The following is a 16,588-nucleotide window of genomic DNA, read 5'->3' as shown; positions in this document are numbered from 1 at the left end:
GTTGACCGAGCGACTGGCGCGCCTGAAGTAACCTGCCCGGCTATGTGCCCGCAGGCTGAACCTGCGGGCACACGAGTTTCAATCCACCGCGTCGACGATGCTCGGGTAGCGCTCGAACGCCTGCTGGATAAAGTCGCGGGCGACCTCCGTGCCCAACTCCCTCACCAACAATTCTATGCAGATAACGGCCAGTTCCTCCGGGCTACCCGGGCTATAGGAACTATGGCCCTCCGACCATTTGGCATTGATGGTGGCTTCGATGCTGACGGTGCTCATGGTAGGGCTCGCGAGTTGGAGGTCGGTAGGCTGAGTTAAACATTTTTGCCAGGGATTTGGCACTGCGACTTAGGCATCGGGGGAGGGCTGTGCGACACTCGTCTTTTTATTTTTCAAGGGAGCCCCGCCATGCAGATCGATTTGAATGCTCCTGACGGTCTCACCGTCGAGGCGGTTCGTCAATTGCTGGCCTCGGCCAGTGACGACGAGCATACGCAGCTGCGCGTGACCAAGAACGGTATCGCCTATTTGTCTTCGGGTGTGGTCGGTGGCACTGATATCGGCGACTTGCGGTTTCGGCTCGAGACTTGGGCGAAGGGCTCGGGATACGTCGGCCGGGTCGCTGCCAGCGACGAGGTCTGGGTCATGCAGATCTACAACGCATTGAAGGACAACTGGCCGAATCCGCCTTTCGATTACATCGACGTTTATTGAGCCGCGTTCATATCCAGTCACGATTGCGGGCTGAACAGGGGCGCGGGCTCAGGCAAACTGCCAGCTTTGCCCCGACGGATGGCAACGGTGCTGAAACCAAGCCCCGTTTGGGTTGTCGCACGCTCTCTGTTTATCAATCAAAAAAGGAGGCTTCATGCCTTGGAAGCTCGCGTCACTGAGTACTTTGCTGGCCGTCGCGCTGTTGAGCGGTTGCAGCAGCACCTCTGAATCGACCCTCGAACCTGCGGCGGCCGAGACCGGTCATGACCGCTGCGAAGCGAAGTCTGCCGAGTTTGCGATCGGCAAGAAGGCCTCGCCGGAGTTGTTGGAGCAGGCACGGACTCGTGCGGGTGCGCAGATTGCTCGTATTCTCAAGCCCAACGACATGGTGACCCTTGAGTACCGCTCCGATCGCCTGAACCTCAATACCGATGCCAACCTGGTGATCAATCGGGTGAACTGCGGCTGATTCGGTTTTCGACCGGCCATAAAAAACCCCGTCACTTGGACGGGGTTTTTTTAGCGCACCGGGAAATTACTCTGGGCGAACTTGTGCAGCTTGCATACCCTTTTGGCCTTTCTCAGCCACGAAGGAAACGGTCTGGCCTTCTTTCAGGCTTTTGAAACCGTCGCTTTCGATAGCTTTGAAGTGTACGAACAGGTCGTCACCGCCACCTTGAGGAGTGATGAAGCCGAAGCCTTTTTCATCGTTGAACCATTTAACGGTGCCGGTTTGGCGATTAGACATGGTGTATCTCCAAGAAACATATATTTTCAGTGTACTGTGCTGCTCAGGCCAACTGGGCACACCCGGGTATCATAGTCGAAATGTTCGATTTGGGAGCCCCCCGGACGAGCTGTTTGCCAATCAGTCGTGTTTTCTCTATCGTCCGGATTGGCTGAAAGCCCCGGTTTCAAAGGCTTTCAGCCGAAAGTAAAGACGATAAAAAAAGCTGAAAAACCTGAAAAAATCGTACGAAAAAGCGTTTATTCGGACCTTTTTATCGGCGCCGAGGGCCTTGCGCGGTACCGATTATTCATTTTTTCGCAGGTGGATTGGCCTTGCATTTGGCGATTTGACCGAGCGCTTTCTGCTGCAATTCAGGGGTGGCCTTGTTGTCCATCAGCGCCTGGATGTCACTGGCCGGATAGGATTTGATCGCGTCGGCGCCACAGGCGCAGTGTGATTTGGCCGCTGCTGCGCCGATCTGCGGTGTGGCCGCTTCAGTGCACTGGGCCATGTATTTTTCACGCTCGCCCTTTGGCCATTCGGCGTGGGCAGCCAGCGGAAGCAGCAGGGCGAGGGGGGCGACTACTGCCAGTAGTGTATTCAGACGCATGCGAGGATGCTCCTTTGGGGTCGATGTCTTGTTATCTGAGGCGTTGCAGGCGCTTCGGTTCAGCACTTTGGCATAAAAAACGTGAGTTTACGCGCGCTTCCATCCGGAGGCGGCGATGACCGTTCATCTGTGCTAGGATGCCGGGCTCGGGTATTTCTCTGGCGCCGGATGACGACAGGTCCCGGTGGCGGCAAATGTTCGATTAACCCTGATTTGAATCCCAGTCACTCTGGTTCGGTTTTCCCGGTTGGCCGCAAGGCTCCTGCCGCTGTAAGGCAGGCGTTCGTCATTGAATGGCCTGGACTGGATCTTGTACTGGCTCATCCCAACCCACGTGACCTTTGGTAGGGGTCACCACTAGGAGAGGAGGCGCCATGCCAACTATTACTCTTCCCGACGGCAGTCAACGTTCATTCGATCACCCGGTTTCCGTAGCCGAGGTCGCCGCATCCATTGGTGCAGGCCTGGCCAAGGCCACCCTGGCCGGCAAGGTCAACGGCAAGCTGGTCGACGCCAGCGATGTCATCGACAGCGATGCCACGCTGCAAATCATCACGCCCAAGGATGAAGAGGGGCTGGAGATCATTCGTCACTCCTGCGCTCACCTGGTTGGCCACGCGGTCAAGCAGCTGTATCCAAGCGCGAAAATGGTCATCGGGCCGGTCATCGACGAAGGCTTCTATTACGACATCGCCTTCGAGCGTCCCTTCACCCCGGACGACATGGCGGCCATCGAGCAGCGCATGCAGCAGCTGATCGAGAAAGATTACGACGTCATCAAGAAAGTCACCCCGCGCGCCGAAGTCATCGAAGTCTTCAAGGCCCGTGGCGAGGACTACAAGTTGCGTCTGGTGGAAGACATGCCGGACGAGCAGGCCATGGGCCTGTATTACCACGAAGAATACGTCGACATGTGCCGCGGCCCGCACGTGCCGAACACGCGTTTCCTCAAGTCCTTCAAGCTGACCAAGCTGTCCGGCGCCTACTGGCGTGGCGATGCGAAGAACGAGCAGTTGCAGCGCGTCTATGGCACTGCCTGGGCGGACAAGAAGCAACTGGCGGCCTACATCCAGCGTATCGAAGAAGCCGAGAAGCGCGATCACCGCAAGATCGGCAAGCGCCTGGGCCTGTTCCATACCCAGGAAGAATCCCCGGGCATGGTGTTCTGGCACCCGAACGGCTGGACGATGTACCAGGTGCTTGAGCAGTACATGCGTCAGGTCCAGCGTGAAAACGGCTACCTGGAAATCAAGACGCCGCAAGTAGTCGACCGCAGCCTGTGGGAAAAATCCGGGCACTGGGCCAACTACGCCGACAACATGTTCACCACCCAGTCGGAAAACCGCGACTACGCCATCAAGCCGATGAACTGCCCTTGCCACGTGCAAGTGTTCAACCAGGGCTTGAAGAGCTACCGCGAACTGCCAATGCGCCTGGCCGAGTTCGGTGCCTGCCACCGTAACGAACCATCGGGTGCGCTGCACGGCATAATGCGCGTGCGGGCATTTACCCAGGACGACGCGCACATCTTCTGCACGGAAGAGCAGATGCAGGCCGAATCCGCCGCCTTCATCAAGCTGACCATGGACGTCTATCGCGACTTCGGCTTCACCGAAGTCGAAATGAAGCTGTCCACTCGTCCGGAAAAACGCGTCGGTTCCGACGAGCTGTGGGATCGCGCCGAGGCCGCCCTGGCCGCAGCCCTTGATAGTGCGGGCCTTGCGTACGACTTGCAGCCAGGCGAGGGCGCCTTCTACGGTCCGAAGATCGAATTCTCGTTGAAAGATTGCCTCGGTCGCGTGTGGCAGTGTGGTACCTTGCAGCTCGATTTCAACCTGCCGATCCGTCTGGGCGCTGAATATGTGTCCGAAGACAACAGTCGCAAGCACCCGGTCATGCTTCACCGCGCGATCCTCGGTTCGTTCGAGCGTTTCGTCGGGATTCTGATCGAGCATTACGAGGGCGCGTTCCCCGCGTGGCTGGCGCCGACCCAGGCAGTGATCATGAATATCACTGATAAACAGGCAGATTTTGCCGCTGAGGTCGAAAAAACTCTCAACCAAAGCGGATTTCGTGCCAAGTCCGACTTGAGAAATGAAAAGATCGGCTTTAAAATCCGCGAGCATACTTTGCTCAAGGTTCCCTTTCTCTTGGTTATTGGAGATCGGGAGGTCGAGATGCAGACTGTCGCTGTGCGTACTCGTGAAGGTGCTGACCTGGGCTCGATGCCCGTCGCCGAATTCGCTGAGTTTCTCGCGCAAGCGGTTTCCCGGCGTGGTCGCCCAGATTCGGAGTAATTATTATTAAGCGTGAAATGAGACAAGATAAACGAGCTGCACCGAAAGCCCCGATCAACGAGAATATCTCGGCACGCGAGGTTCGGTTAATTGGCGCTGATGGCGAGCAGATTGGCATCGTCTCGATTGATGAAGCGCTTCGTATTGCTGAAGAAGCCAAGCTTGATCTGGTGGAAATCTCCGCCGACGCAGTCCCGCCCGTTTGCCGGGTGATGGACTACGGCAAGTCGATCTTCGAGAAGAAGAAGCAGATTGCCGCGGCGAAGAAAAACCAGAAGCAGATTCAGGTAAAAGAAATCAAGTTTCGTCCAGGGACGGAGGAAGGGGATTACCAGGTAAAACTGCGCAACCTGGTACGTTTCCTGAGTGACGGGGACAGGGCCAAGGTATCCTTGCGATTCCGTGGCCGTGAGATGGCCCACCAGGAGCTGGGGATGGAACTCCTCAAGCGGGTTGAACAAGACCTGCTCGAGTACGGTTCGGTCGAACAGCATCCTAAGATGGAAGGACGCCAGCTGATCATGGTCATCGCCCCGAAAAAGAAGAAGTAATCAACAGGGCACGGCAGGCCTTGCGATTATGTTTATCAACTGAATGCGGAGTATCCGAACATGCCAAAGATGAAAACCAAAAGTGGTGCTGCTAAGCGGTTTCTGAAAACTGCTAACGGTATCAAGCACAAGCACGCTTTCAAGAGCCACATCCTGACCAAAATGTCGACCAAGCGTAAGCGTCAACTGCGCGGTAGCAGCTTGCTGCATCCGTCTGACGTGGCAAAAGTCGAGCGCATGCTGCGCCTTCGTTAATTTTTGGATCAAGAATAGAGGAAGTAACTCATGGCTCGTGTAAAGCGTGGCGTCATTGCCCGTAAGCGTCACAAAAAAATTCTGAAACTTGCTAAAGGCTACTACGGCGCGCGTTCCCGCGTATTCCGTGTTGCCAAGCAAGCGGTAATCAAGGCAGGCCAATACGCCTACCGTGACCGTCGTCAGAAAAAACGTCAGTTCCGCGCTCTGTGGATCGCTCGTATCAATGCTGGTGCTCGTGTTAACGGTCTGTCCTACAGCCGTTTCATCGCTGGCCTGAAAAAAGCGTCCATCGAGATCGACCGTAAGGTTCTGGCTGATCTGGCAGTGAACGAAAAAGCGGCGTTTGCTGCGATTGTCGAGAAAGCTAAAGCCACCTTGGCTTAAGTACCCCCGGCAGTCACCTGGGTCCGCATCTGCGGGCCCAGGTGTCAAACGTCATAAATAGGGGAAGAGCCTTAAAGCTCTTCCCCTATTTTGTATCTGGAGTCTGTACATGGAAAACCTGGACGCGCTGGTCGCTCAAGCACTAGAGGCTGTGCAAAGCGCTGAAGATATCAATGCCCTGGAGCAAATCCGGGTTCACTACCTTGGCAAGAAAGGCGAGTTGACTCAGGTGATGAAGACCCTGGGGAACCTGCCGGCCGAAGAGCGTCCGCAGGTCGGTGCGCTGATCAACGTCGCCAAGGAACGTGTCACAGAGGTCCTCAATGCGCGCAAGGCGTTGTTCGAGGAGGCAGGCCTGGCTGCCAAGCTCGCCGCCGAGTCCATCGACGTGACCCTGCCTGGCCGTGGCCAGACTTCCGGTGGCCTGCATCCCGTGACCCGGACCCTGGAACGCATCGAGCAGTTCTTCACCCACATCGGCTATGGCATTGCCGAGGGCCCTGAGGTCGAAGACGACTATCACAACTTCGAGGCGCTCAACATCCCAGGCCATCACCCGGCCCGGTCGATGCATGACACCTTCTATTTCAATGCGAACATGCTGTTGCGCACCCATACCTCGCCGGTACAGGTCCGCACCATGGAATCGCAGCAGCCGCCGATCCGCATCGTCTGCCCAGGCCGTGTGTATCGCAGCGACTCCGATATCACCCACTCGCCGATGTTCCACCAGGTCGAAGGCCTGCTGGTTGATCGCGACATCAATTTCGCCGACCTGAAAGGCACGATCGAAGAGTTCCTGCGGGTGTTCTTCGAAAAGGAACTGGCCGTGCGTTTCCGCCCTTCGTACTTCCCGTTCACCGAGCCATCGGCTGAAGTCGACATGGAATGCGTGATGTGCAGCGGCAAAGGTTGCCGTGTCTGCAAGCAGACCGGTTGGCTGGAAGTCATGGGCTGCGGCATGGTTCACCCGAACGTGCTGCGCATGTCCGGGATCGATCCGGAAGAATTCTCCGGTTTTGCCTTCGGCATGGGTGTCGAGCGCCTGGCCATGCTGCGTTACGGCGTGAACGACTTGCGTCTGTTCTTCGACAACGACTTGCGGTTCCTCGCGCAATTTCGCTAGTCGTAACGAACCTTTAGGAGAGCAGGATGAAATTCAGTGAACAATGGCTGCGTGGCTGGGTAAGCCCGCAGGTGAGCCAGGACGAGCTGGTTGCTCGCCTGTCGATGGCCGGCCTCGAGGTCGATAGCGTGACGCCGGCCGCCGGTGCCTTCAGTGGCGTGGTGGTGGGCGAGGTGCTGAGCACCGAGCAACACCCGGACGCCGACAAGCTGCGGGTGTGCCAGGTCAGCAATGGCGCGGAAACGTTCCAGGTCGTGTGCGGTGCGCCTAACGTGCGTCCGGGCCTGAAGATTCCGTTCGCCATGATCGGTGCCGAACTGCCGGGCGACTTCAAGATCAAGAAAGCCAAACTGCGCGGTGTCGAGTCCAACGGCATGCTGTGCTCCCAGGCCGAGCTGCAGATTGGCGAAGGCAACGATGGCCTGATGGAGCTGCCGGCCGATGCGCCGGCGGGCCAGGACATCCGTGAATACCTGGGCCTGGACGACGCGAGCATCGAGGTCGACCTGACCCCGAACCGTGGCGACTGCCTGTCGGTGGCCGGCCTGGCCCGGGAAGTGGGCGCGCTGTATGACGCTCCTGTAACGCGTCCGGCAATCATCGCTGTACCCGCCGTGCACGATGAAGTGCGCTCGATCGAGGTTCTGGCGCCGGCAGCGTGCCCGCGTTACCTGGGCCGCGTGATCCGTAACGTCGACCTGTCGAAGCCGACGCCACTGTGGATGGTTGAACGCCTGCGTCGCTCCGAAGTGCGCAGCATCGACGCGGCTGTCGACATCACCAACTACGTGATGCTTGAACTGGGTCAACCACTGCACGCGTTCGATCTTGCCGAAATCAACGGCGGCATTCGCGTGCGCATGGCCGAAGAAGGCGAAAAACTGGTACTGCTCGACGGCCAGGAAGTGGCCTTGCGCAGCGATACGCTGGTGATCGCCGACCATTCCCGAGTCCTGGCGATTGCTGGCGTGATGGGTGGCGAGCACAGCGGCGTGTCTTCGACGACTCGCGATGTATTCCTTGAAAGTGCCTTCTTCGACCAGATCGCGGTGGCCGGCAAGGCTCGTTCCTATGGCCTGCACACCGACGCCTCGCACCGCTATGAGCGTGGCGTGGACTGGCAACTGGCACGTGAAGCCATGGAGCGCGCCACTGGCCTGCTGCTGGAAATCACCGGTGGCGAAGCTGGCCCGATCGTCGAGACCGTCAGTGAACAACATCTGCCGAAAGTTGCACCGGTTACCCTGCGTGCCCAGCGCATCACCCAGATGCTGGGCATGGAAATGGCCCCAGCCGAAGTCGAGCGTCTGCTCAGCGCGCTGGGCCTGACCATCCGTGCCGATGGGGAAGGGCAGTGGCAGGTTGAAGTGCCAAGCCATCGCTTCGATATCAGCCTGGAAGTCGACCTGATCGAAGAACTGGCTCGCTTGTACGGTTACAACCGCCTGCCGGTTCGTTATCCCCAGGCTCGCCTGGCCCCGCAAGCCAAGGCCGAGGCCCGCAGCGAGCTGCCGGAGCTGCGCCGCCTGCTGGTGGCTCGTGGGTATCAGGAAGCGATCACCTACAGCTTCATCGATCCGCGTCAGTTCGAACTGTTCAGTCCGGGCGTTGAGCCGCTGTTGCTGGCGAACCCGATCTCCAACGACATGGCGGCCATGCGTTCGTCCCTGTGGCCGGGCCTCGTCAAGTCGTTGCAGCACAACCTGAACCGCCAGCAGGATCGCGTGCGGCTGTTCGAGAGCGGCCTGCGCTTCGTAGGTCAGTTGGACGGCTTGAAGCAAGAGCCGATGCTGGCCGGTGTCGTTTGCGGCAGCCGCCTGCCGGAAGGCTGGGCACAAGGCCGTGATGGCGTCGACTTCTTCGACGTCAAGGCTGACGTGGAAGCGGTGCTGGGCTTTGCCGGCGCGCTCGGCGCGTTCACTTTCGTACCGGGCAAGCATCCGGCGCTGCATCCGGGCCAGACCGCGCGCATCGAGCGAGACGGTCGTGAAGTCGGTTACGTCGGCGCGATCCATCCTGAATTGTCCAAGACCCTGGGGCTCGACCGTCCAGTCTTCGTTTTCGAGCTTATCCTGGCCGAAGTCGCCCAAGGAAAAATGCCGAAATTCCAGGAGTTGTCACGCTTTCCTGAAGTGCGTCGCGACCTGGCCCTGGTGGCTGATGTCGGCGTCGCATCCAGTGCTGTCCTGGCAGTAATTCGTGAAAATGCAGGCGAATGGCTGACGGACCTCAGGCTATTTGACGTGTATCAGGGTAAAGGCATTGATCCTCATAGAAAAAGCCTTGCCGTCGGCTTGACCTGGCAGCATCCATCGCGCACTCTTAATGACGATGAGGTGAATACCGCAACGCAGAATATCCTCACCTCGCTCGAACACAGGTTGAACGCCACGTTAAGGAAGTGACGTATGGGGGCTCTGACGAAAGCTGAGATGGCGGAACGTCTGTATGAGGAGTTGGGCCTGAATAAACGGGAGGCCAAAGAATTGGTCGAACTGTTTTTCGAAGAAATCAGGCACGCTCTCGAGGACAACGAACAGGTCAAGTTGTCGGGTTTCGGCAATTTTGACCTTCGGGACAAACGCCAGCGGCCTGGCCGCAATCCGAAAACGGGAGAAGAAATCCCGATCACGGCTCGCCGTGTGGTCACCTTTCGTCCAGGGCAGAAGTTGAAGGCCCGAGTTGAGGCTTATGCTGGAACCAAGTCATAACGACGAGCTACCCGTCATCCCAGGCAAACGCTACTTCACCATTGGTGAAGTCAGCGAGCTGTGTGCGGTTAAGCCGCACGTGCTGCGCTATTGGGAGCAGGAGTTTCCTCAACTCAACCCGGTCAAGCGCCGCGGAAACCGCCGGTATTATCAGCGCCAGGACGTGCTGATGATCCGGCAGATCCGCGCGCTGCTGTACGACCAGGGGTTCACCATCGGCGGCGCGCGCCTGCGCCTCTCCGGTGACGAGGCCAAGGACGACACAACCCAGTACAAACAAATGATCCGCCAGATGATCGCCGAGCTTGAAGATGTGCTGGTGGTGCTCAAGAAATAAATTTCTGCTTTTAAATACTTCCAGTTTTCAAAAGCTTGCGATATATTCCTGAGCGTTCCGCTGAGAAGCGGAACAAGATTCACGCCTAGTCGGGGCGTAGCGCAGTCCGGTAGCGCACTAGCATGGGGTGCTAGGGGTCGAGTGTTCGAATCACTCCGTCCCGACCATATTTCCTGAGTAGAATCAGACACTTAAGCCGATCAGATAGATCGGCTTTTTTGTGTGCGCGTAAAACCTGCGCAAAACTAACCGGTGATTTCGATGATATTCAGAATATGCGAATGGTTCACCAAAGCTGTCCAGCGAGATACGCCGGAAACACGTCAGCAAATGCTCAATCCCCACGCTGCCGTATAGACACTTGCTGCAACCAGTCCCTCACCCTGCGCTAATCCGGCCTTCAACCTGAGTACGTGTCTCGCCGCCGATCCAGATTTGGCCTGCACCATCGCGAGTCACATGAATGCGCCCTTGGCGACCGAGGCGGGTGCCTTGGGCGGCGACGTAGTCTTGCTCAACCACACCTGTGTCGAATAACCACTGTGCTAGTGAGGCATTAAGGCTGCCTGTAACCGGGTCTTCGACAACGGCACCGAGGTGATCGCTGAAAAAGGCGCGAACTTCGAAGGTGGCATCGCCATGGGCGTGACGACCAATGACGCCGAGGTCGATTCTGCGTGGCCAGCTCCGGGCCGGTTGCAGGGAAAGGACTTTCTCTGCCGAAGCCAGGCGGATTCCCAGCCATCCGGGACCGTTGTCGATCCACGCCGCGTCAACGACCTCAGCTGGTTCAATGCCGAGACACTGCAGCGCCTCGGTTAATTCTACCTTCGACGGAGCACCGTAACGGAGCAGTGGGGGAGCGCGAAAGACAAGCCGTCCTTGTTCACGGCGAATGGTAACGAGGCCCACACCGCACTCCTGGACGATGTGCGTTTCATTCCTCGGCGCCCGTCCGGTCGAAAGCCAGGCATGGCAGCTTCCCAGCGTCGGGTGTCCAGCAAATGGCATTTCCCTGTCCAGCGTGAAAATCCTCAGCCTGTAGTCCGCCTGCGGATGCGTGGGCGAAAGCACAAAGGCTGTCTCCGACAGGTTGAGCCAGCGCGTCAGGCGCTGCATGTCATCTGTCTGCAATGCGTCGGCGTCCATGACCACCGCCAGTGGGTTTCCACTCAGGGCTTTTGCGCCGAATACGTCAACCATATGAATCACATGGGTCATTACATTCTTCCTCACCTGTGTAACGACACTGGCTCGCCCGACCTGCCTTGAAGTGGAACCAGGCCCATCGCCTGGCACATTGGTTTCAACACACTGCGGCATCAGTTTGTCGAGACCAGAAGCTTCAATCCCGCGACGCCAAACAGCGCCGAGAAAAGCCCCTGGATCCAGCGCCTTGAGCGGGCGTAGCAGGCAATCATCGTGGCGGTCGAGAAAACGATGGCGTAGCCGCCGAATATGATGACGCCGAGCACTGCGCAACCACCGATGATTGCCGATAAGGTGCCCGCTGGAGCGTCCTCGCGGAGTCCGAGCGACATGATCGACATCCAGGACATGATGGCCTTGGGATTGCTGACATGCATAAGGACACCCTGGCGGTACAGCGACAGGTAACGCGGCGCCTGTCCTGCCACCGTGCTGGCGCGGTCCGCAGTCGACTGCATGGCGGATCTGCCGGCACGCAGCGCGAGATAAAGCAAATAGACACCGCCGACCACCTTGATCAATAACAGCGCCTGGGCATAGGCGGCCAGCAAGGCGCTGATACCCGTGGCTGCCAGGATCGCCCAGAAGAGCGAGCCGGTGATGACGCCGGACGCCAGCATCAGGGCGCGCGTGCGACCATCACGCATCGCCACATCCATGATTGCCATGTTGCTGGGGCCTGGGCTTGCAGCGGCAAGGATATAGGTGCCGAAGGCGAGCAGGATCGGGCTGCCGATCATTGAGCGGCTCCTTGGAATGGATACCGCAACCCATGAAATGGATGCGGCGATCCGCTGCGCTGTAAAGCGTGGTTTTTTTTCATGGTTGCAGCAGATCCGCGCGATGAACGATATGCACCTTGTTTCCATCGGGATCGAGAAGATACGCACCGAAATAGCCGTCACCATAGTGAGGACGCGGCCCAGGCGCTCCTTTGTCTGTCCCGCCATGGGCAAGTCCCGCAGCGTGGGCCAGCGCCACGGCGTTATCAGAGGACGCCAGGAAGGCGACCATGCTGCCGTTGCCGATCGACGATGGCTCGCCATTGGCAGGGATGTAGACATAGAAGCGCGGCAGAGGCGCCTCAGCGGTGACCCAGCAAAGCGCCGCCGGACCGCCATCAGGCACTACGACTCGTCGTTTCAGACCGAGTGGCGCGAGGATCGCGTCATAAAAAGCGCCTGCACGCTCAAGATCATTTGTGCCCACGGTCACATGGCTAAACATCGGACGCTCCGCTGCCTCGCCCCGTCATCGCGGCCAGGCTGATGGTGAAAGGTTGATTTCGTGAAATACCCTAATATGCGTGACACTTTATGGCTATTTATATAGTGTCACGCGACACTATTAATCGATTTGGAGGGTAGCAATGCGTCTGCAATCGCCCTGGATACCCCGCCTTGCAGAAGTCGAGGCAAGTGTCGCCGAGCGCTTGGTGCTCGCCCTGGCCGACGACATCATCGAGGGGCGACTGAAAGGGGGCGACCGTCTGCCTGCCCATCGAGACCTCGCGTGGCAGTTGCAGATTGGTCTTGGCACGGTGACCAAAGCCTATGCGGCGCTGGAGCGACGGGGTCTGGTGCGCAGCATCAAGGGCCGGGGCATGTTCGTGGCGATCTGTCAGGCACATGAGGATCGGCAGATCGACCTCTCGTCCAACGTGCCCCCGGCGATGCTGACGGCCGGTCTTTTGGCGCGGACGCTGACCGGTATTGCGCGCAAGATCGACACCGATCATCTCAACCTGTACTCACCACCCGCCGGGCATCTGGAGCATCGCCGTCTGTTGGCCCGCTGGCTTGAAATGCTCGGCATAGTGGTCAAGCCGTCCCATCTGGCGCTGACAAGTAACGCCCGCCAGGCCATTTCCCTTGCCTTCGATATTGCCTGCGGTCCTGAGGGGGTGATTTTGACAGAACGCATCACCTATCCCGGCGCGATTGCCCTGGCCCGGCGCAAGGGTTACCGGATGCGAGGTGTCGAGATCGACGCGCAAGGCATGCTGCCGCAGGCGCTTGCGGACGCCCTCGATGGTTTCGCATCAAGTGCAGACAAAGTGGTTTATCTCACCCCGACGCTGCACAATCCGACGACGGCAACGATGGGCACGGCGCGACGGCAGGCTATCGTCGATGTCTGTCGACGGTCGGGGGCCTGGATCATCGAGGACGGCGTCTACGCTTTAGGACCTCCACTTGAACCTGCGCTCGTGACGCTGGCGCCCGAGAGAGTCTTGCACGTCAACGGGCTGTCCAAATCCATCGGTCCCGGGCTGAGGATTGGCATGCTCACGCTACCGGACGGCATGAATGCCGCTGCGCAGGCAATCTTGCAGGATGTCCCAATGACCCCGTCGCCATTGTCCTGCGCGGTGGTGGAGGAGTGGCTGTCCAGTGGCGTTATCGCATCGATCCCCCAGGACCTGCGCCATGAAGCGCGACGCCGAGCAGACCTGGCCGCTTCGCTGTTCGGCGCGGCCGGGCTTGTTTGGCATCCGGACGCCTTTCACGTCTGGCTACCGATGCCCCGCGACGCTGCCGATCGTTTCGCCACAGCGGCTGCCGCGATTGGTATCAAAGTGACTGCGCCAGAATCGGTCATGGTCGATCACACTGACCAGGCGGCCGGCATTCGGCTTTGTCTCGGCGGCCCAACCTTCGAAGACCTGACGCAAGGATTGATGCTCCTGACCAAACTTGAATGTTCGAATCACTCCGTCCAGACCCTGTATCCTGGCTGATTCGGGTATTTAAGCCGATCAGATAGATCGGCTTTCTTGTGCGTATGCAAAACATACAACCATGCGCCTTCGTATCCATCGCTGGGGTTTCCAACCAAGGTGGCCTACGCGGGCTTTGCAAAAACCAACAAGGACATCAAGTGCTACGGAAAGCAATTCTACTGATCCTGATCACCAGCTTGAGCGGCTGCATGGCCACCGCGATGCGGATGGACTACGACAAGCACAGATGCCCCTACATCGGCCTGCGCTTCGACTGGTGGCTGGTGGGCACGTCCAAAGGAAAGCTGATTCCTTTCCTGCTTATCGACGCACCGTTCTCCTTGGTGGTCGATACCGTATTTTTCCCCTTCGAATATCAGTACGAGTGCAATCTCTAAGCGCCGGCCACCGGCTGTCCAAGGGATGCCCGATAATCCGCTTCATCCACCTCTGTCAACGTTGCATAGCCATCGTAGTAATAGAACCGATGCCTGTCCCGGGCATAGCGCTCGGTCAGGAATTCGAGGGTGGCCAGGTCAAAACGCTTGGCGCTCAGCGGGCGTCGGTGGCAGAACAACTTGCGTGTTCCCAGTTGCAGGAAATCCGGATGGGGCACGCGGACTTCTTCCGGGTCGAACGCGACATCCAGCCACTTGCCTTCCGAGAAGATCAGGGCAGGGCTGACGGCATAAGTACCGAGCACGCGGGTCTCAGCGGGAGGGAGCCGTCTTTTCGCCTCGCCGTAGTAATACACCGCTTCCCGGTCCTTGGCCCAGCCATGTCCACAGGCCTCGAAAGTCGCCGCGTGGGCCTTACGGATTGGTTCGGGGGGATGATAGAAAATACGGTGGCAGAACACGGTTTTGCTGTCGGTCAGATAGGGCCCGCCGAGTGAGCGGAAGTGCTCGGCAGGCTCCGTGGAGAACCGTTCGGGCACTTGCGTTTCAGCGTTATGAAACGGGATCAGGTAGAGGCCATGGGCATCGCCGCACAGGTGGGTGTCCAGCAGTTTGAAGCTCGCCGCGTCCAGCCCATTGATCACGCGTCCATGAAAATGCACTTGGCGGCCCACTTCGAAGCCGAGGCCGATGGCTCGTAAAGGCGCCGTTTCTGAAGATATTTGCGCGGCGTCAGCCTTTGCCTGCAAGCGGTGCCACCAATAATCCTGTAATTGCGGATGGGCCTCGAAATAGGGTGCCCAGGCTTGTTGCATGGCTGCATCGATTATTCCGCCAGAACCCAGCGGGCCGTTCTTGTCGCCTGCCAGCACGGGGGAGTAATCCTGGCCATTGCGATAGAGCTGGGCCACTACGAAACTTTCCGCGTCGACATCGAGGCGTTTCTGGCGTTGGTAGATGTACTGGTGATCTCGGTAGTAATCGAACCCCAAGTGGCGAAAACTCGGGCCATGGGCGTCACGCAAGCGGGTCCCGGCGGCGTAGACGAATTTGTCGTCCACGGCAAAATAGTCATCCTCGTACTCGCTGGCGCTGACCACGCGGCCGCACTCATCGAACATCGGCTGCCAACACTTGAGCAGGCGGAAGTCGCCGACGTAGCGGATGGTTTTCCCCGTCAGGTAGTAGGCTCGTCGACTGTCCTTGGCGTAGCGTTCGTTAAGCACGGTGAAGGTCGCCAGGTCGGCATTGTCGATGCGGTAGAAGTAGTCGTACGAAATGCTCGAGCCTTGCTGCGCTTGCACGATGATCGACTGTCCATCGGTTCCCCAGCGTTGGGCGAGCATGTGGAAGTCGTCGGGGTTTGCGATCGGCAGCGGTGTGCCGTCCTTTTGATGCAAGGGTTTGAAGCCCTTGTAGACTTGCCCGTCGATCATCCGATAAGACGGATGGTTGCAGTACCGCACCCGAGCGGTGGCGGCGGCGATGAATTTTCCGTGCAGGAAGATGCTCGCCCCGTCACTGAACAGCGCAGAGGTTGAAGCCAGCGAGGCGGGCGACGATGGCAACAGGGCCAGGCTGTCGGGCCGTGCCTGCCGGATTTCGGTGATTGCGTATTCGCCGAACCAATAGGCGCTGGTTTCGTCACGCCAGTAGTGGTGGCCGAGACTTTCCAGACCCCGGTCGAACCGAAAAGGCAGGGCCTGAAGGGCGTGGTAACCGTGGTGCTCTCGGTAACCGGGCAGCAGGTAATAATCGTGCGACGCATCGCGCAAGACCCACGGGTTGCGTCGATGCCGCCATACCGGCTGGCCGGGCAGCACCGGCGAGGGCGCAAACCCACCCTCATTGGCACGTTGGGCTATCGCGCCGGGTCCTGCGCCTTCAGGGCTGAGCATGATGTAGACGTCTGGCACGCGCCCATCGCCCAGAAGCACGTCATCCATGAACGCGAAACCTTGGTGCCATTCAAGTTCAAGGAGTTCCCAGTCGGCCAAGACCGTCTCTGTGTCTGTCATGTCATTGCGGCCTGAAGGTCTGATGGTTTGGCCCCACACAGCCGTTTATAAATGCCGATAAGTCTCTTCCCCGAGCGTTCCGGACTTTATATCCTACGGCACCCATCCAGACGGAATCCGCCAATGCATCTGCGTGCAAGCTTGTTGTGCCTAGCCCTGTTCAGCAGCCTGAGCCAGGCCGCTGTTAATGTTAACTGCTCGGCCCTGGCGGAAAAACTCTCGGGAACAGTGCCTGAGTTCCATCCTTCGGTGCAAGGCAAGGTCATCGGCACCGGGCGCGTTCATTTCCACGAAGCGCCGGATGAAGCCTGTGCCAACAAGAAGATTTTTGTCATACCGGGCGATTTCCTCACCGTCTATTCCAGCCTGGAGGACGAATCATGGCTGGAGGTGAATTTCATCGCCAAGGATGGTGAGGACTATACGGGTTGGGTAAAGGCTGACCGGGTCGAGATTGGCAAGCCTTATGGCGCGCCACCGGAGGATGCTGAAGAAGCGGCGGCGCAAGACGCCCAATAATCACCGC

The 16,588-nt window shown here is 58.6% G+C and carries 20 protein-coding genes and 1 tRNA gene; 14 read left to right on the top strand and 7 right to left on the bottom strand.

All coding sequences use genetic code 11. The annotated features are described in order from the left end of the window. Nucleotides 1-78: 78 nt before the first annotated feature. Nucleotides 79-276 carry a hypothetical protein gene (locus tag OC610_RS08345; RefSeq protein ID WP_030142128.1) on the bottom strand — a complete coding sequence of 66 codons (198 nt, stop codon included), beginning with the start codon at nucleotides 274-276 and terminating at the stop codon, nucleotides 79-81. Nucleotides 277-405: 129 nt separating this feature from the next. Here OC610_RS08345 and OC610_RS08340 point away from each other — a divergent pair, with 129 nt between their 5' ends. Further along, nucleotides 406-711, top strand: a complete 306-nt coding sequence (locus tag OC610_RS08340; RefSeq protein WP_217859928.1) for a hypothetical protein — start codon at nucleotides 406-408, stop codon at nucleotides 709-711. 154 nt (nucleotides 712-865) lie between these two features. Then, nucleotides 866-1,180, top strand: a complete 315-nt coding sequence (locus OC610_RS08335) for an I78 family peptidase inhibitor (RefSeq protein WP_264427387.1) — start codon at nucleotides 866-868, stop codon at nucleotides 1,178-1,180. 66 nt (nucleotides 1,181-1,246) lie between these two features. On the opposite strand, the gene OC610_RS08330 is transcribed toward OC610_RS08335, so the two are convergent. Continuing rightward, nucleotides 1,247-1,459: a cold-shock protein gene (locus tag OC610_RS08330; RefSeq protein WP_003179963.1), complete on the bottom strand. Its 213-nt coding sequence runs from the start codon at nucleotides 1,457-1,459 to the stop codon at nucleotides 1,247-1,249. 289 nt (nucleotides 1,460-1,748) lie between these two features. After that, the gene (locus OC610_RS08325) at nucleotides 1,749-2,051 is read right to left on the bottom strand and encodes a hypothetical protein (RefSeq protein ID WP_030142131.1); all 303 of its coding nucleotides are present in this window, start codon (nucleotides 2,049-2,051) and stop codon (nucleotides 1,749-1,751) included. A gap of 374 nt (nucleotides 2,052-2,425) precedes the next feature. Here OC610_RS08325 and thrS point away from each other — a divergent pair, with 374 nt between their 5' ends. The 9 genes from thrS to OC610_RS08280 all read left to right on the top strand — a co-directional run bounded on the left by thrS (nucleotide 2,426) and on the right by OC610_RS08280 (nucleotide 9,882). Next, a complete protein-coding gene (gene thrS, locus OC610_RS08320) occupies nucleotides 2,426-4,348 on the top strand; it encodes a threonine--tRNA ligase (protein WP_024779373.1) in 1,923 nt (640 codons plus the stop codon). Next, the gene (gene infC, locus OC610_RS08315; RefSeq protein WP_169432615.1) at nucleotides 4,348-4,899 is read left to right on the top strand and encodes a translation initiation factor IF-3; all 552 of its coding nucleotides are present in this window, start codon (nucleotides 4,348-4,350) and stop codon (nucleotides 4,897-4,899) included. The genes thrS and infC overlap by 1 nt, the downstream gene beginning before the upstream one ends. A 60-nt stretch (nucleotides 4,900-4,959) precedes the next feature. Then, complete coding sequence (gene rpmI / locus OC610_RS08310) at nucleotides 4,960-5,154, top strand: 50S ribosomal protein L35 (protein WP_002553160.1); 195 nt, start codon at nucleotides 4,960-4,962, stop codon at nucleotides 5,152-5,154. Between the two features lie 30 nt (nucleotides 5,155-5,184). Beyond that, nucleotides 5,185-5,541: a 50S ribosomal protein L20 gene (rplT, locus tag OC610_RS08305; protein WP_002553161.1), complete on the top strand. Its 357-nt coding sequence runs from the start codon at nucleotides 5,185-5,187 to the stop codon at nucleotides 5,539-5,541. Between the two features lie 109 nt (nucleotides 5,542-5,650). Continuing rightward, entirely contained in the window at nucleotides 5,651-6,667 is a 1,017-nt protein-coding gene (pheS, locus tag OC610_RS08300) for a phenylalanine--tRNA ligase subunit alpha (protein WP_030142134.1), read from the top strand. A gap of 26 nt (nucleotides 6,668-6,693) precedes the next feature. Continuing rightward, nucleotides 6,694-9,072: a phenylalanine--tRNA ligase subunit beta gene (gene pheT, locus OC610_RS08295; protein ID WP_264427386.1), complete on the top strand. Its 2,379-nt coding sequence runs from the start codon at nucleotides 6,694-6,696 to the stop codon at nucleotides 9,070-9,072. A 3-nt stretch (nucleotides 9,073-9,075) separates the two neighbouring features. Beyond that, nucleotides 9,076-9,378 carry an integration host factor subunit alpha gene (gene ihfA / locus OC610_RS08290; protein ID WP_002553164.1) on the top strand — a complete coding sequence of 101 codons (303 nt, stop codon included), beginning with the start codon at nucleotides 9,076-9,078 and terminating at the stop codon, nucleotides 9,376-9,378. Then, complete coding sequence (locus OC610_RS08285; protein ID WP_003179985.1) at nucleotides 9,359-9,715, top strand: MerR family transcriptional regulator; 357 nt, start codon at nucleotides 9,359-9,361, stop codon at nucleotides 9,713-9,715. The genes ihfA and OC610_RS08285 overlap by 20 nt, the downstream gene beginning before the upstream one ends. A gap of 90 nt (nucleotides 9,716-9,805) precedes the next feature. Further along, nucleotides 9,806-9,882: transfer RNA gene (locus OC610_RS08280), tRNA-Pro, on the top strand. 211 nt (nucleotides 9,883-10,093) lie between these two features. Here OC610_RS08280 and OC610_RS08275 read toward each other — a convergent pair. From OC610_RS08275 to OC610_RS08265, 3 genes are all read right to left on the bottom strand, one after another. Then, nucleotides 10,094-10,936 (bottom strand): PhzF family phenazine biosynthesis protein, encoded by an 843-nt coding sequence (locus tag OC610_RS08275; RefSeq protein WP_264427385.1) that lies wholly within the window; start codon nucleotides 10,934-10,936, stop codon nucleotides 10,094-10,096. A 101-nt stretch (nucleotides 10,937-11,037) separates the two neighbouring features. Continuing rightward, nucleotides 11,038-11,664: a LysE family translocator gene (locus OC610_RS08270; protein ID WP_264427384.1), complete on the bottom strand. Its 627-nt coding sequence runs from the start codon at nucleotides 11,662-11,664 to the stop codon at nucleotides 11,038-11,040. Between the two features lie 79 nt (nucleotides 11,665-11,743). Continuing rightward, nucleotides 11,744-12,151, bottom strand: coding sequence for a VOC family protein (locus OC610_RS08265; RefSeq protein WP_264427383.1), 408 nt, complete (start codon nucleotides 12,149-12,151; stop codon nucleotides 11,744-11,746). A gap of 142 nt (nucleotides 12,152-12,293) precedes the next feature. Here OC610_RS08265 and OC610_RS08260 point away from each other — a divergent pair, with 142 nt between their 5' ends. Beyond that, nucleotides 12,294-13,664 carry an aminotransferase-like domain-containing protein gene (locus tag OC610_RS08260; RefSeq protein WP_264427382.1) on the top strand — a complete coding sequence of 457 codons (1,371 nt, stop codon included), beginning with the start codon at nucleotides 12,294-12,296 and terminating at the stop codon, nucleotides 13,662-13,664. Between the two features lie 140 nt (nucleotides 13,665-13,804). Continuing rightward, nucleotides 13,805-14,044 carry a YceK/YidQ family lipoprotein gene (locus tag OC610_RS08255; RefSeq protein ID WP_030142156.1) on the top strand — a complete coding sequence of 80 codons (240 nt, stop codon included), beginning with the start codon at nucleotides 13,805-13,807 and terminating at the stop codon, nucleotides 14,042-14,044. Here OC610_RS08255 and OC610_RS08250 read toward each other — a convergent pair. Then, nucleotides 14,041-16,062: a DKNYY domain-containing protein gene (locus OC610_RS08250; protein ID WP_264427381.1), complete on the bottom strand. Its 2,022-nt coding sequence runs from the start codon at nucleotides 16,060-16,062 to the stop codon at nucleotides 14,041-14,043. The genes OC610_RS08255 and OC610_RS08250 overlap by 4 nt on opposite strands. A 123-nt stretch (nucleotides 16,063-16,185) precedes the next feature. On the opposite strand from OC610_RS08250, the gene OC610_RS08245 reads away from it, so the two are divergent. Further along, a complete protein-coding gene (locus OC610_RS08245; RefSeq protein ID WP_264427380.1) occupies nucleotides 16,186-16,581 on the top strand; it encodes a hypothetical protein in 396 nt (131 codons plus the stop codon). Nucleotides 16,582-16,588 lie beyond the last annotated feature (7 nt).

Origin of the sequence: Pseudomonas agronomica, from assembly GCF_025917275.1 — a bacterium.
GTDB classification, from domain to species: Bacteria; Pseudomonadota; Gammaproteobacteria; order Pseudomonadales; family Pseudomonadaceae; genus Aquipseudomonas; species Aquipseudomonas agronomica.
Note: the sequence above shows the minus strand (reverse complement) of the source record. Positions and strands in the feature narration are given on the sequence as shown.